Annotated in this window: 10 protein-coding genes; 5 read left to right on the top strand and 5 right to left on the bottom strand. The window is 72.0% G+C overall.

Annotated features, from left to right (window positions below):
* Positions 1–17 precede the first annotated feature (17 nt).
* The 4 genes from ACWZEH_RS24310 to ACWZEH_RS24295 all read right to left on the bottom strand — a co-directional run bounded on the left by ACWZEH_RS24310 (position 18) and on the right by ACWZEH_RS24295 (position 4,786).
* A complete protein-coding gene (locus ACWZEH_RS24310; protein WP_456199800.1) occupies positions 18–2,312 on the bottom strand; it encodes a HelD family protein in 2,295 nt (764 codons plus the stop codon).
* 124 nt (positions 2,313–2,436) lie between these two features.
* Complete coding sequence (locus ACWZEH_RS24305) at positions 2,437–2,769, bottom strand: thioredoxin family protein (protein WP_456193225.1); 333 nt, start codon at positions 2,767–2,769, stop codon at positions 2,437–2,439.
* Positions 2,766–3,191: a MerR family transcriptional regulator gene (locus ACWZEH_RS24300; RefSeq protein ID WP_456193224.1), complete on the bottom strand. Its 426-nt coding sequence runs from the start codon at positions 3,189–3,191 to the stop codon at positions 2,766–2,768. Before ACWZEH_RS24300 ends, ACWZEH_RS24305 begins: the two co-directional genes overlap by 4 nt.
* Before the next feature lie 185 nt (positions 3,192–3,376).
* A complete protein-coding gene (locus tag ACWZEH_RS24295; RefSeq protein WP_456193223.1) occupies positions 3,377–4,786 on the bottom strand; it encodes a cation:dicarboxylate symporter family transporter in 1,410 nt (469 codons plus the stop codon).
* 172 nt (positions 4,787–4,958) lie between these two features.
* On the opposite strand from ACWZEH_RS24295, the gene ACWZEH_RS24290 reads away from it, so the two are divergent.
* A complete protein-coding gene (locus ACWZEH_RS24290) occupies positions 4,959–6,611 on the top strand; it encodes a sensor histidine kinase (RefSeq protein WP_456193222.1) in 1,653 nt (550 codons plus the stop codon).
* Positions 6,608–7,297 (top strand): response regulator, encoded by a 690-nt coding sequence (locus ACWZEH_RS24285; protein WP_456193221.1) that lies wholly within the window; start codon positions 6,608–6,610, stop codon positions 7,295–7,297. Before ACWZEH_RS24290 ends, ACWZEH_RS24285 begins: the two co-directional genes overlap by 4 nt.
* A gap of 244 nt (positions 7,298–7,541) precedes the next feature.
* On the opposite strand, the gene ACWZEH_RS24280 is transcribed toward ACWZEH_RS24285, so the two are convergent.
* On the bottom strand, positions 7,542–8,567 hold the full coding sequence (locus ACWZEH_RS24280) for an ATP-dependent 6-phosphofructokinase (protein WP_456193220.1): 1,026 nt from the start codon (positions 8,565–8,567) through the stop codon (positions 7,542–7,544).
* A 750-nt stretch (positions 8,568–9,317) separates the two neighbouring features.
* On the opposite strand from ACWZEH_RS24280, the gene pta reads away from it, so the two are divergent.
* The 3 genes from pta (at position 9,318) to pyk (ending at position 14,138) form a co-directional block, all read left to right on the top strand.
* A complete protein-coding gene (gene pta, locus ACWZEH_RS24275) occupies positions 9,318–11,432 on the top strand; it encodes a phosphate acetyltransferase (RefSeq protein ID WP_456193219.1) in 2,115 nt (704 codons plus the stop codon).
* The gene (locus ACWZEH_RS24270; RefSeq protein ID WP_456193218.1) at positions 11,429–12,637 is read left to right on the top strand and encodes an acetate kinase; all 1,209 of its coding nucleotides are present in this window, start codon (positions 11,429–11,431) and stop codon (positions 12,635–12,637) included. Before pta ends, ACWZEH_RS24270 begins: the two co-directional genes overlap by 4 nt.
* 73 nt (positions 12,638–12,710) lie before the next feature.
* Positions 12,711–14,138: a pyruvate kinase gene (pyk, locus tag ACWZEH_RS24265; protein WP_456193217.1), complete on the top strand. Its 1,428-nt coding sequence runs from the start codon at positions 12,711–12,713 to the stop codon at positions 14,136–14,138.
* The last annotated feature ends 104 nt before the right edge of the window (positions 14,139–14,242 follow it).

The following is a 14,242-nucleotide window of genomic DNA, read 5'->3' as shown; positions in this document are numbered from 1 at the left end:
CTCCTGCCGGGCCTGTGTCATGCCAGCGTGTCCGCCAGCGGTTTCGGCAGCGGCCCGGTGTGCAGGACACCGAGCCGCTGGGTGGCGCGGGTCAGCGCCACGTACAGGTCGCTGGTGCCGTAGCGCCCCGGTTCGACCACGAGGACGGAGTCGAACTCCAGGCCCTTGGCCTGCCGCGGGTCGAGCAGCACGACCTCCTGCGTCAGGTCGGGCTCGGCGCCCGCCGTCACCCCGTCGAGACGGGCGGCCAGGGCACGGTGCAGGTCGCGCGGGGCGATGACGGCGAGTCGGCCGCCCCGGGGCCCGCCGAGCTCCGCGACGGCCTCGGCGACGGCTCCGGCGACGGCTCCGGGCAGGTCGTCGGTGGCGCGGGCCCAGGGGCGCACGCCGGTGGAGCGGACCGAGCCGGGCGGCTCGAAGCCGGGGTGCTCGGCACGGACCACGGCCGCCGCGACGTCCATGATCTCGGCCGGGGTGCGGTAGTTGACGCCGAGCCGGGTGTGCTCCCAGCGGTCCTCCACGTACGGGGCGAGGATGTCCGCCCAGGAGCCGACCCCGGCCGCCTCCGCGGTCTGCGCCGGGTCGCCGACCAGGGTCATAGAGCGGGTCGGGCTGCGCCGCATGAGCAGCCGCCAGGCCATCGGCGACAGTTCCTGCGCCTCGTCGACGATGATGTGCCCGAACGCCCAGGTGCGGTCGGCGGCGGCCCGTTCGGCGGCGCTGCGGTGGTCCTCCTCCTCGTGCCGCTCGGCGAAGCGTTCGGCGTCGATGATGTCGTGCGCGGACAGCACCTCGGAGGATTCGGGGTCGCCGTCCTCCTTGTCGTCGAACTCGAAGGTCCGCGAGGCGTACGACACGTCCAGGACGCCCTGGGCGTACGCGATCTGCGTCCGCCGCTCCCGGTCGGCCCGCTCGCGCACCAACCGGTCGTCCTCGCCGAGAAGTTCGGCGGCCTCGTCGAGCAGCGGCACGTCGGCGACGGTCCAGTGCCGGGTCACCGGGCGGCGTATCGAGGCGGCGTCCTGGGCGGGGAGGAAGCCCTCGGGTGCGGCGAGGAAGTCGGCGATCAGCCGCTGCGGGGTGATCCGGGGCCACAACTGGTCGACGGCGGACCACACGTCGGGGTTCTCGGCGAGTTCGTCGCGGATCTGGGTGATGTCGCTGGGGTCGAGCAGGTTGGTGCCGTCGTACGGGTCGGTGCCGATGCGTTCGGCGACCATGTCGGTGAGCGCGTTGAGGATGTGGCCCTCGAAGTACTCGCGGGAAGCGTTGTGCGGCAGCTTGGCGGCGCGGGTGCGTTCGCGGGCGACCCGCACCAGGCCGTCGTCCAGCATCAGGATCTCGCGGTCGTGCTCGATGGTGATCACCGGGTCGGGCAGCGCCTGCCGGCTGCGGACGACCTCCGCGAGGACGTCCGCCATGGCGGCCCGGCCCTTCACGGCGGCGGCCTCGGGGGTGTCCGCCCGGGTGGTCTTCACGCCGGGGAACAGCTCACCGACGGTCGCGAGGAGCACGCCGGTCTCACCCAGGCTGGGCAGCACCTCTCCGATGTAGCCGAGGAACGCCGGGTTGGGGCCGACGATCAGCACGGCGCGGCGGGCCAGCAGCTCGCGGTGCTCGTAGAGGAGGTAGGCCGCGCGGTGCAGGGCGACGGCGGTCTTGCCGGTACCCGGGCCGCCCTCGACCACCAGGACACCGCGGTGCGGGGCACGGATGATGCGGTCCTGGTCCGCCTGGATGGTGCGGACGATGTCGCCCATGCGGCCCGTGCGCGCGGAGTCGAGCGCGGCGAGCAGCACGGCGTCGCCGGTCGGGTCCTCGTGGCCGGTACGGGTCTCGTCGCCGAGGTCGAGGATCTCGTCGTGCAGGGCGGTGACCGTGCGCCCCTCGGAGGTGATGTGCCGCCGGCGCCTCAGCCCCATCGGGGTGTGACCGGTGGCCAGGTAGAAGGGGCGGGCGACGTCGGCGCGCCAGTCGACGAGGACGGGAGTGCGCTCGGCATCGTCGGCGCGCAGGCCGATCCGGCCGATGTGGTGGGTGTCGCCCGAGGAGAGGTCGATCCGGCCGAAGCACAGCGAACCGTCCACCGCGTTCAGCGCCGCGAGCAGCCCGGACCGCTCGGCGACGAGGATGTCCCGCTCCAGCCTGGCCTGCATGGGCGTGTCGCCCTGCCCGAGCGCGTCCGTGAGGGACACCTCGGTGTCACCGCGCAGGGCGTCCACGCGTGCGTACAGTCCGTCGATGAATTCCTGTTCCTGCCGGAATTCATGGTCCGGATATTCGCTGTTTGACAATTCCACTCCCGCCCGGATATACTATGCTCACTGAACTTCTTTGCGACTCAATTCCATTGAAGTCGCGAGTCAACGAATATACGCAGAAGAAACCCCCGGGCGCAATTACCCGGGGGTTTCTTCTTACGGCGCCGGTGCCGGCTCAGATCACCTCGCCCAGTTCCTCGAGCAGCCGCCGCTTGGGCCTGGCGCCCACCATCGACCGCAGCGGCTCACCGCCCCGGAACACCATGAACGTCGGCATCGACAGCACCCCGTACGCGTTGGTGGTGTCCGGGTTGGCGTCCACGTTCAGCTGGACGACCTTCAGCCGCTCGCTCTCCTCGACGGCCAGCGCGCTCAGTACCGGTGCCATCTGCCGGCACGGCGGACACCAGTCGGCGGTGAACTCCACCAGCACCGGCAGCGACGATTCGATCACCTCCGCCGCGAAGTCCGCGTCGGTCACTTCCCTCACGCCTTTCGCCCTGCTCACCTGTGCCCTCCCAGTTCGCACACCGGTTTCGGACCTCCCGGAACCGCGGCTTCGGCCGCCAGTCCGTCGCGCGCCCTCTCCGCCCGCGCCAGCTGTTCCCCGACGCTCGCCCGTACGGCCCGCAGCTCGCCGATGAGCGCGTCGAGTTCGTCCAGCTTGCGCCGGTAGACCGCGAGCGAGGCGGGGCACGCGTCGCCCTTCGGGTGCCCGGCCCGCAGACACTCCACGAAGGGCCGGGTCTCCTCCAGCTCGAACCCGAAGTCCTGCAGCGTCCGGATCTGCCGCAGCAGCTTCAGGTCGCTCTCGTCGTACGTCCGGTGGTTGTTGCCCGTACGCCGCGCGGGCAGCAGCCCCCGTGATTCGTAGTACCGCAGCGTCCGCGTGGTGGTCCCGGCGCGTGCGGCCAGCTCGCCGATTCGCATACCGGTGAACGTAAGCCTTGACGTCGGCGTCAGGGCAAGACGGGACGGGACGAATCAGGGTTTTGGCCGGGACCCGGAACGCAAAAGGGCCGAGCGGCCGGGCTCACGGGGGAGGGAGTCCGGCCGCTCGGCGGCGGGGGAGCACTGGGGCGCCGGCCCCGGTGCGGCAGGCGGAAGCCTGTGTGTCAGGCCTTGGCGAGTTCCTTCTCGCCGCCCGGTGCGGGGGCCCCGGCGTGGTCGGCGGGGCCGGCGGGGCCGGCGGGGCCGTCGTTGTCATGCTCGTCGAGCAGGGTGGCCTCGTCGAAGGGGAGGTTGCCGGAGAGGACCTGCCCGACCCGCTCCTTGTCGATCTCCTTGGTCCAGGTGCCGATCAGCACCGTGGCGACCGCGTTGCCCGCGAAGTTGGTCAGGGCGCGGGCCTCGCTCATCAGGCGGTCGATGCCGACGATGAGGCCGATGCCGTCCACCAGGGCCGGCTTGTGCGACTGCAGACCACCGGCCAGCGTCGCGAGGCCGGCACCGGAGACACCGGCGGCACCCTTGGAGGCGACCAGCAGGAAGAGCAGCAGCGGGATCTGCTCGCCGACCGACATCGGCGTGCCCAGGGCGTCGGCGATGAACAGCGAGGCCATGGTCATGTAGATCATGGTGCCGTCGAGGTTGAAGGAGTAGCCGGTGGGGACGGTGATACCGACGACCGGCTTGCTGACGCCCAGGTGCTCCATCTTGGCGATGAGCCGGGGCAGCGCCGACTCGGACGAGGAGGTGGACAGGATCAGCAGGAACTCACGGCCCAGGTACTTGAACAGCGACCAGACGTTCAGCCCCGCGACGATCCGCACCATCGCGCCGAGCACCACGAAGATGAACAGCACGCAGGTGATGTAGAAGCCGAGCATCAGCACCGCGAGGCTCTTCAGCGCGTCCACGCCCGAGGCTCCGGTGACCGCGGCCATGGCGCCGAAGGCACCGACCGGGGCGGCCCACATGATCATGGCGAGGACCCGGAAGACCAGCCGCTGGATGTGCTCGATGCCACGCAGGACCGGCTGGCCGGCCTTGCCCATGGCCTGCAGCGCGAAGCCGCACAGCAGGGCGACCAGCAGGGTCTGCAGGACCTCGCCCTGGGTGAAGGCGGACACGATCGTGGTCGGGATGATGCCGAGCAGGAAGTCGGTGGTGGACTTGGCCTCCGCGTCGACCTGGGCCTGGCCCGTCTCCTTGACCGCGTCGGTGACCGCGAGACCCGTCCCCGGGTCCAGGATGTTGCCGACGACCAGGCCGATGCCGAGCGCGACCAGGGACATCACCAGGAAGTAGCCCATGGCGATGCCGCCGACGGCACCGACCTTGGCGGCCTTCCGCACGGAGCCGATGCCCAGCACGATCGTGCAGAAGATGATCGGCGAGATCATCATCTTGATCAGGTTCACGAACCCGGTGCCGATCGGCTTCAGCTCGACCGCGAAGCCGGGTGCCAGCAGGCCGACGGTGATACCGAGGGCGACCGCGATGATCACCGCGATGTAGAGATAGTGCGTGCGGTCCCGCTTCACTGGGGGAGCGGCAGGTGCCGTATCGGCTGTGCTGGTCACGGCGGCCTCCTTGACGACGTCGTCGGCATCACCGGCGTGCGGCTCACGTCCGGGGGATGGGGTGGGGATGGGGTCGGGGGGTGGGGACTGCCGTGACTATGTCCTGCCTTGTGAGCGCGGTCACCCTTACGTTCATTGAGTTCGCGCCCGCACGGGGATGCACACTGACGGGATGCGCATCGCCCTTCCGAAACCCCGCAGCCTCGCGGCCCAGCTCTTCGCCATGCAGGCGGTGCTGATAGCGGTACTCGTGGTGGGATACGCGTTGTTCAGCTACGTCGGAGACCGCAGCCAGGCGGAGGATGCGGCGGGCCGCCAGGCCACGGCGGTGGCCCTGTCCGTCGCGGACTCGCCCTCGGTGCGGGAGTCGATCCGTACGGCCGACCCCTCGGCGACGCTCCAGCCGTACGCGCTGGCGGTGGTGCGCGACACCGACATCGACTTCGTCACGATCATGAACCCGCGGGGCATCCGCTGGACCCATCCCGACCCGGACCAGATCGGCCTGCCGTTCCGCGGCCACACCGCCGCCGCCCTCGAGGGTCACACCTTCACCGAGACGTACACCGGCACCCTCGGCCCGTCCGTCCGCGCGGTCACCCCGGTCCTGGCCGGGGACCGGATCGTCGGCCTGGTCAGCGCGGGGATCCGGGTCGAGGAGATCAGCCAGCGCGCGCAGGGCCAGCTGACCGCCCTGCTCGCGGCCGCGGCCGCCGCCCTGGGGCTCGGCGCGGTCGGCACGTACGTGATCAACGCCCGGCTGCGCCGGCACACCCACGGGATGAACGCGTCCGAGCTCAGCCGCATGCACGACTACCATCAGGCCGCGCTGCACGCCGTGCGCGAGGGGCTTCTGATGCTGGACGGGCAGTACAGGGTGGCGTTGATCAACGACGGCGGCCGGGAGCTGCTGGGCGTGGGACCGAAGGAGGACGTGGTGGGCAGACCGGTCGCGGACCTCGGCCTTCCGGCACCGTTGACGGGCGCGCTGCTCGCCTCTGCTCCGCGGGTCGACGAGGTGCATCTGACGGCGGACCGGGTGCTGGTGGTGAACACCTCGCCGGTGTCCGGCGGTGAGCAGCGCGGAACCGTGGTGACCCTGCGCGATGTGACCGAGCTCCAGTCGCTGATGGGCGAGCTGGACTCGGAGCGCGGCTTCACACAGGCGCTGCGCTCGCAGGCGCACGAGGCGGCGAACCGGCTGCACACCGTCGTCTCGCTGATCGAGCTGGGCCGGGCCGAGGAGGCGGTGGACTTCGCGACCGCCGAGCTGGAACTGGCCCAGGCGCTCACCGACCAGGTGGTGGCGGCGGTGGGCGAACCGGTCCTCGCGGCGCTGCTGCTGGGCAAGACCGCCCAGGCCAACGAGCGGGGTGTGGAGCTGGTGGTCACCCCGGACAGCCGGCTGGACGACGGGCTGCTGCCGGACACCCTGCCGGCCCGGGACCTGGTCACCATCCTGGGCAACCTGATCGACAACGCGGTGGACGCCGCGCTGGGCGGCATGAATCCCCGGGTGACGGTCACCGCCCTCACCGACGCCGGCGCGGAGCTGATCCTGCGGGTGTCCGACACCGGTCCGGGCGTGGACCCGGACCACACCGAGGCCGTCTTCCAGCGGGGCTTCACGACCAAGCCGTCCGGGCCGGGCGGCCGGGGGCTGGGCCTGGCGCTGGTACGGCAGGCGGTGAGCCGCCACGGCGGCACGCTGACGGTGACGTCGGCAAAGGACGGCGGCGCCCGCTTCGAGGCACGCCTCCCGCTGCGGGCTCCGACGGCGGGCGCCGGTGCCGGCGCCGGCCGTGCCTCCAAAGGCACGGCATGAGCGGCGCGCGGCCCATCCGTGTCCTGGTGGTGGAGGACGACCCCGTCGCCGCCGACGCCCACGTGATGTACGTCGGCCGGGTGCCGGGGTTCGTCGCCGTCGGCAAGGCGGCGACGGGTGCCGAGGCACGCCGGGTGCTGGAGCGCACCCCCGTCGACCTGCTCCTCCTCGACCTGCACCTGCCCGACGTGCACGGACTCCAGCTGGCCCGTTCCCTCCGGGCCGCCGGGCACCACGCGGACGTCGTCGCGGTGACCTCGGCGCGGGACCTGGCGGTGGTGCGCGAGGGCGTGTCCCTCGGCGTCGTCCAGTACGTGCTGAAACCGTTCACCTTCGCGACACTGCGGGACCGTCTGGTGCGGTACGCCGAGTTCCGGGCGTCGGTGGGCGAGGCCAGCGGCCAGGACGAGGTGGACCGCGCGCTGGCCGCCCTGCGCGCTCCCGGGCCGGCCGCCCTGCCCAAGGGCCTGAGCGCGCCCACCCTGGAACGCGTGACCCTGGTCCTGCGCGACGCCGGCGAGGGCCTGACGGCCAGCGGCGTCGCGGAGGCCGTCGGCATCTCCCGCATCACGGCCCGCCGCTACCTGGAACACCTGGTCGACGCGGGCCGCGCGGCCCGTCGCCCCCAGTACGGCACCGTGGGCCGGCCGGAACTGCAGTACCGGTGGCTGGCGTCCCCCTCCTGAGCCGGGGGCAGGAGGGAACCGGAATGTACGGCCCGCGCGCCCGCGCGGTCCGGTGTCCTCGGCGGCGGTGCCGAGCGCAACCGGGCGCCCCGCCCTCGGTTCCGGTTCCGGCTCCGGCTCCGGCGAGAAACCGATCCACACCCTCCGGATCAACGCCGGGTGACGCATCCCGTCACCGCCGGGCGACACGGACGGGAGACGGCGCGGGCGGGTCCGCGCCGGAGCCCCGGCGGCCCGGGTCCCCTCAGTAGACCGACTCGGCCTCGTCCATCCGGTCCTTCGAGACCGTCTTCAGCTCGGTGACGGCCTCCGCCAGCGGCACCATCACGATGTCCGTGCCGCGCAGCGCCGTCATCCGGCCGAACCGCTCCTGGTGCGCGGCCTCCACCGCGTGCCATCCGAAGCGCGTGGCGAGCACCCTGTCGTACGCGGTCGGGGTCCCGCCGCGCTGGATGTGGCCGAGGATGACCGGCCTGGCCTCCTTGCCGAGGCGCTGCTCCAGCTCGTGGGCCAGTGCCGTGCCGATGCCCTGGAAGCGCTCGTGGCCGAACTTGTCGATCTTGCCCTTGCCGTAGTCCATGGCGCCGTCGGCGGGGTGGGCGCCCTCGGCGACGCAGATCACCGCGAACTTCTTGCCGCGGGCGAAACGTTCCTCGACCATCTTCACCAGCCGGGCCGGGTCGAAGGCCCGTTCGGGCAGGCAGATGCCGTGGGCGCCGGCCGCCATGCCGGACTCCAGGGCGATCCAGCCCGCGTGCCGGCCCATGACCTCGACGACCATGACCCGCTGGTGGGACTCGGCGGTGGTCTTCAGCCGGTCCATCGCCTCGGTGGCGACGCCGACGGCGGTGTCGAAACCGAAGGTGCGGTCGGTGGAGGAGATGTCGTTGTCGATCGTCTTCGGGACGCCGACCACCGGCAGGCCCGCCTCCGACAGCATGTGCGCCGCGGTGAGCGTGCCCTCGCCGCCGATCGGGATGAGCGCGTCGATGCCGAAGTCGCGGATCATGTCCGAGGCGTTCTCGCAGGCCTCGCGGAGCCGGTCGCGCTCCAGGCGTGAGGAGCCGAGTATGGTGCCGCCGCGGGCCAGGATGCCGCTGACCGCGTCGAGGTCGAGGGTGCGGTAGCGGCCGTCGAGCAGGCCCGCGTAGCCGTCCTCGAAGCCGATCACCTCGTCGCCGTAGTTGTCGACCGCTCGGTGCACGACCGACCGGATCACTGCGTTCAGGCCGGGGCAGTCGCCGCCTGCGGTGAGAACTCCGATACGCATCGTGCAGTCGTCTCCTGGTCGCTGGGATACCGCTGAGCCGTCTCCGATTCTTCCATGCCGCCCGGCGCACTGCGGCCCCGTCCGTCCCCGGGTGCCGATTCCCCGCCGATTCCCCGCCGATTCCCGGTGCCGGTCACCCTGCCGCCCCCGCCCCGTCTCATGCCCCCGGCCCGGGCCGGCTCCCGATGCTGTTGTCGGTCGATTCGGCCCGGCGCCCGGGCCCCGCGAGCCGTTACCGGCGGTGCCGGGCACTCCGGCCGCAACCGTGACACGTTCCCGGAAAGTGTCACGGCCGACGGACTCGTGCCCCCGGCCCGCCGGATCGGCCGACGGCGTCCGCCTCCCTTCCGGGCCCCGCCGAAGCCGCCCGGCCCGGCCGCGTGTCCCGTCCGGGGGTCTTTCGTCCGGGGCAGCGGACCGGGCGGCCCAAGCAGCGAGGCCCGGGCCTCGGACCCCGCGTGACCCGGACGGGGGCCGTGCCGCACCGGACCCGCTCACCCGCTCCGGGGGCGCCGCAGTCCGCTGCCGTCGGCCCGGCCCGCCGGGCGGGCTCCGTCCCCTTCCGGCTCCCCGGGACGCGCCCAGGCCGCCCCCGCCGCACCCCCCACCCCTCGGGCGGGCGCCCCGACCAGCGGCGGAGGTACTGTCGAGGAGGATCCGCGCGCCCCGGCGGGCGGGTGTCGGCCGGCGCCGAAGGCCCCGGTCCGCAGGGCCCGAAGCACCGCGAGACCCCGACGAAACGGAGCACGCGTGACCCGCAGTGTGTACGTCACCGGAATCGACCGTGGCGACGGCCGCCAGGTCGTCGAACTGGGAGTGATGGAACTCCTGACCCGGCAGGTCGACCGGGTGGGCGTCTTCCGTCCTCTGGTGCACGAGGGCCCGGACCGCCTCTTCGAACTGCTGCGCGCCCGCTACCGGCTCACCCAGGACCCGGCGACCGTCTACGGCATGGACTACCAGAAGGCGTCCGCCCTCCAGGCCGAACGCGGCACCGACGAACTGGTGTCGACGCTGGTCGACCGGTTCCTCCTGGTCGCCCGCGAGTACGACGTCGTCCTCGTCCTCGGCACCGACTACGCCGACACCCAGTTCCCCGACGAGCTGTCCCTGAACGCCCGCCTGGCCAACGAGTTCGGCGCCTCGGTGATCCCGGTCGTGGGCGGCCGGAGGCAGACCTCCGAGTCGGTGCGCGACGAGACCCGCAACGCCTACCGCGCCTACCGGACCCTGGGTTGCGACGTGCTCGCCATGGTGGTCAACCGGGTCGCCCGCGAGGACCGCGACGAGCTCGCCGGGCGGCTCGCCTCCCGGCTGCCCGTGCCCTGCTACGTCGTGCCCGACGAACCCGCGCTCGCCGCCCCCACGGTGGCCCAGGTCGCCCACACCCTCGGCGCGAAGGTGGTGCTCGGCGACGACTCCGGACTGGCCCGCGACGCCCTGGACTTCGTCTTCGGCGGCGCCATGCTGCCCAACCTCCTCGCGGCCCTGACCCCCGGCTGCCTGGTCATCACCCCGGGCGACCGCGCCGATCTGGTCGTCGGCACGCTGGCCGCGCACAGCGCCGGCACCCCGCCGATAGCCGGCGTGCTGCTCACCCTGGACGAGGTGCCCGGCGACCGCATCCTCACCCTCGCCGCCCGGCTCGCCCCCGGCACCCCGGTGCTGTCGGTGCCCGGCAACAGCTTCCCCACCGCCGAGCAGCTGTTCTCCCTGGAGGGGAAGCTGAACGCGGCCACCCCGCGCAAGGCGGAGACCGCGCTCGGCCTCTTCGAGCGGTACGCCGACACCGTCGAACTCACCCGGCGGGTCTCCGCGCCCAGCAGCGACCGGGTGACGCCGATGATGTTCGAGCACAAGCTGCTCGAACAGGCCCGCTCCGACCTCAGGCGGGTCGTCCTGCCCGAGGGCGACGAGGAGCGGGTGCTGCGCGCGGCCGAGGTGCTGATGCGCCGGGGCGTGTGCGACCTCACCCTGCTCGGGCCGGTCGACCGCATCCGCAAGCACGCCGCCGACCTCGGCATCGCCCTCGGCGACACCCGGCTGATCGATCCGGCCGCGTCCGAACTGCGCGACGCCTTCGCCGAGAAGTACGCCGCCCTGCGCGCCCACCGGGGCGTCAGCCTCGAACTGGCCTACGACGTCGTCTCGGACGTGAACTACTTCGGCACGCTGATGGTGCAGGAGGGGCTCGCCGACGGCATGGTGTCCGGCTCGGTGCACTCCACGGCCGCGACCATCCGCCCGGCCTTCGAGATCATCAAGACCAGGGAGGACGCCTCCATCGTCTCCTCCGTGTTCTTCATGTGCCTGGCCGACCGGGTCCTGGTCTACGGCGACTGCGCGGTCAACCCCGACCCGGACGCCGAGCAGCTCGCCGACATCGCCGTGCAGTCGGCGGTCACGGCAGCGCGGTTCGGGGTGGAGCCGCGGATCGCGATGCTGTCGTACTCGACGGGTACCTCCGGCTCCGGCGCCGACGTCGACAAGGTGCGCGAGGCGACCGAGCTGGTGCGCGCACGCCGCCCCGACCTGCGGGTCGAGGGGCCGATCCAGTACGACGCGGCCGTGGAGCCGTCGGTCGCGGCGACCAAGCTGCCGGACTCCGAGGTGGCCGGGCAGGCGACCGTGCTGATCTTCCCCGACCTGAACACCGGCAACAACACCTACAAGGCCGTGCAGCGCTCGGCCGGCGCGGTGGCGGTCGGACCGGTGCTCCAGGGCCTGCGCAAGCCGGTCAACGACCTGTCCCGGGGCGCCCTCGTCCAGGACATCGTGAACACCGTCGCCATCACGGCCATCCAGGCCCAGTCCCCCGCCGGGCCCTTTGCCCCGGCCCCGAGCGAGAAGGCAGCCGCCCAGTGAGTACCCGTGTCCTCGTCCTCAACTCCGGTTCCTCGTCGGTGAAGTACCAGCTGCTGGACATGAGGGACCACGGCCGGCTCGCGTCCGGCCTGGTCGAGCGGATCGGCGAGCGGACCTCGATGGTCCGGCACACGCCGTCGGCGTCGGGCGGGGAGCCCAGGGAGCGGACCGGCCCGGTCGCGGACCACGAGGCCGCCCTGAAGGCGATGGCAGAGGAGCTGGCCGCCGACGGGCTGGGTCTCGACTCCCCCGAACTGGCCGCGATCGGACACCGGGTGGTGCACGGCGGGATGCACTTCACAAAGCCGACGGTCGTCGACGACGCGGTGCTCGCCGAGATCGAGCGGCTCATCCCGGTCGCCCCGCTGCACAACCCGGCCAACCTGACCGGCATCCGCACCGCGGCGGCGCTGCGCCCGGACCTGCCGCAGGTCGCCGTCTTCGACACCGCCTTCCACACCACGATGCCGGAGTCGGCCGCCCGCTACGCGATCGACGTGGCGACCGCCGACGAGCACCGGATCCGCCGCTACGGCTTCCACGGCACCTCGCACGCGTACGTGTCCCGCCGGACGGCCCGGCTGCTCGGCAAGGCGCCCGAGGACGTGAACGTCATCGTGCTGCACCTGGGCAACGGCGCGTCCGCCTCGGCGGTGCGGGGCGGGAAGTGCGTGGACACCTCGATGGGGCTGACGCCCTTGGAGGGGCTGGTGATGGGTACCCGGTCGGGAGACGTGGACCCGGCCGTCATCTTCCATTTGACGCGCGTTGGCGACATGTCCGTCGACGAGATCGACACTCTTCTCAACAAGAAGAGCGGTCTGGTCGGCCTGTGCGGCGACAACGACATGCGGGAGATCCGCCGCCGGGTCGACGCGGGCGACGAACAGGCGAAGCTCGCGTTCGACATCTACATTCACCGTCTGAAGAAGTACATCGGCGCCTATTACGCCGTTCTCGGCCGGGTGGACGCGGTGGTCTTCACCGCCGGGGTCGGCGAGAACGCCGCCGAGGTGCGGGAAGCGGCCGTGGCGGGCCTGGCCGGGCTGGGCCTGGAGATCGACGCCGGGCGCAACGGCGCGCGCGGCGACGGGCCGCGGCTGGTCTCGCCCGAGGGCGCGCGGGTCGCGGTCGCCGTGGTACCGACGGACGAGGAAATGGAGATCGCCACCCAGACCTACGCGCTGGCCGGAAAGGACAACTGAGCGGCAACCGTCTCATGTGTACCTTCCGCCAGACGGAATATTCCGGAGCGAAACAAACCGTTAGGATCGCCCCATGCGCCGTTCCAAAATCGTCTGTACTCTCGGCCCCGCGGTCGACTCCCACGAGCAGCTCGTCGCCCTGATCGAAGCCGGCATGAACGTGGCCCGCTTCAACTTCAGCCACGGCTCGCACGCCGAGCACCAGGGCAGGTACGAGAGGGTCCGTGCCGCCGCCAAGGAGACGGGCAGGGCCATCGGCGTCCTCGCCGACCTCCAGGGCCCGAAGATCCGCCTGGAGACCTTCGCCGAGGGGCCCGTCGAGCTGGTGCGCGGTGACGAGTTCACCATCACCACCGAGGACGTCCCGGGCGACCGGACGATCTGCGGGACGACCTACAAGGGCCTGCCCGGTGACGTGTCCCGCGGCGACCAGGTGCTGATCAACGACGGCAACGTCGAGCTGAAGGTGCTGGACGTCGAGGGCAGCCGGGTCAGGACGATCGTCATCGAGGGCGGTGTCATCTCCGACCACAAGGGCATCAACCTGCCCGGCACGGCCGTGAACGTGCCCGCGCTGTCCGAGAAGGACATCGAGGACCTGCGGTTCGCGCTGCGCATGGGCTGCGACCTGGTCGCCCTGTCCTTCGTCCGGGACGCGAAGGACGTCGGCGACGTCCACCGCGTGATGGACGAGGAGGGCCGCCGGGTGCCCGTCATCGCCAAGGTGGAGAAGCCGCAGGCGGTGGAGAACATGGAGGACGTCGTGATGGCGTTCGACGGCGTGATGGTCGCCCGCGGCGACCTCGCCGTCGAGTACCCGCTCGAGCGGGTCCCCATGGTGCAGAAGCGCCTGATCGAGCTGTGCCGGCGCAACGCGAAGCCGGTGATCGTGGCGACCCAGATGATGGAGTCGATGATCACCAACTCCCGTCCGACCCGCGCCGAGGCCTCCGACGTGGCCAACGCGATCCTGGACGGCGCGGACGCGGTCATGCTGTCGGCCGAGTCGAGCGTGGGCGCGTACCCGATCGAGACCGTGCGGACGATGTCGAAGATCGTCCAGGCGGCCGAGCAGGAGCTGCTGTCCAAGGGCCTGCAGCCGCTGGTGCCCGGCAAGAAGCCGCGCACCCAGGGCGGCTCGGTGGCCCGTGCCGCCGCCGAGATCGCCGACTTCCTCGGCGGCAGGGGCCTGGTGGCCTTCACCCAGTCCGGCGACACCGCGCGCCGGTTGTCCCGCTACCGCGCGAGCCAGCCGATCCTGGCGTTCACCACGGACGAGTCCACCCGCAACCAGCTCGCACTCAGCTGGGGCGTGGAGTCGCACGTCGTGCCGTTCGTGAACAGCACCGACGAGATGATCGACCTGGTCCAGCAGGAGCTGGTCCGGCTGAACCGCTTCGACGAGGGCGACATCGTCGTGATCACCGCCGGCTCGCCTCCCGGCGTCCCCGGCACCACCAACATGGTCCGCGTCCACCACATGGGCGGCGCCACCAGCTGACCCGGCCGGCGCGCAGCGCGTGCAGGGCACCGAGGGCGCCCCCTGTGGCAGGGGGCGCCCTCGGTGTTTCCCCGCGGCTCCCAAAGTGGTCCGTCGGGTGCTCG

It is taken from the genome of Streptomyces yamdrokensis, assembly GCF_053890455.1.
This window is presented reverse-complemented; position numbering and strand designations above follow the sequence as displayed.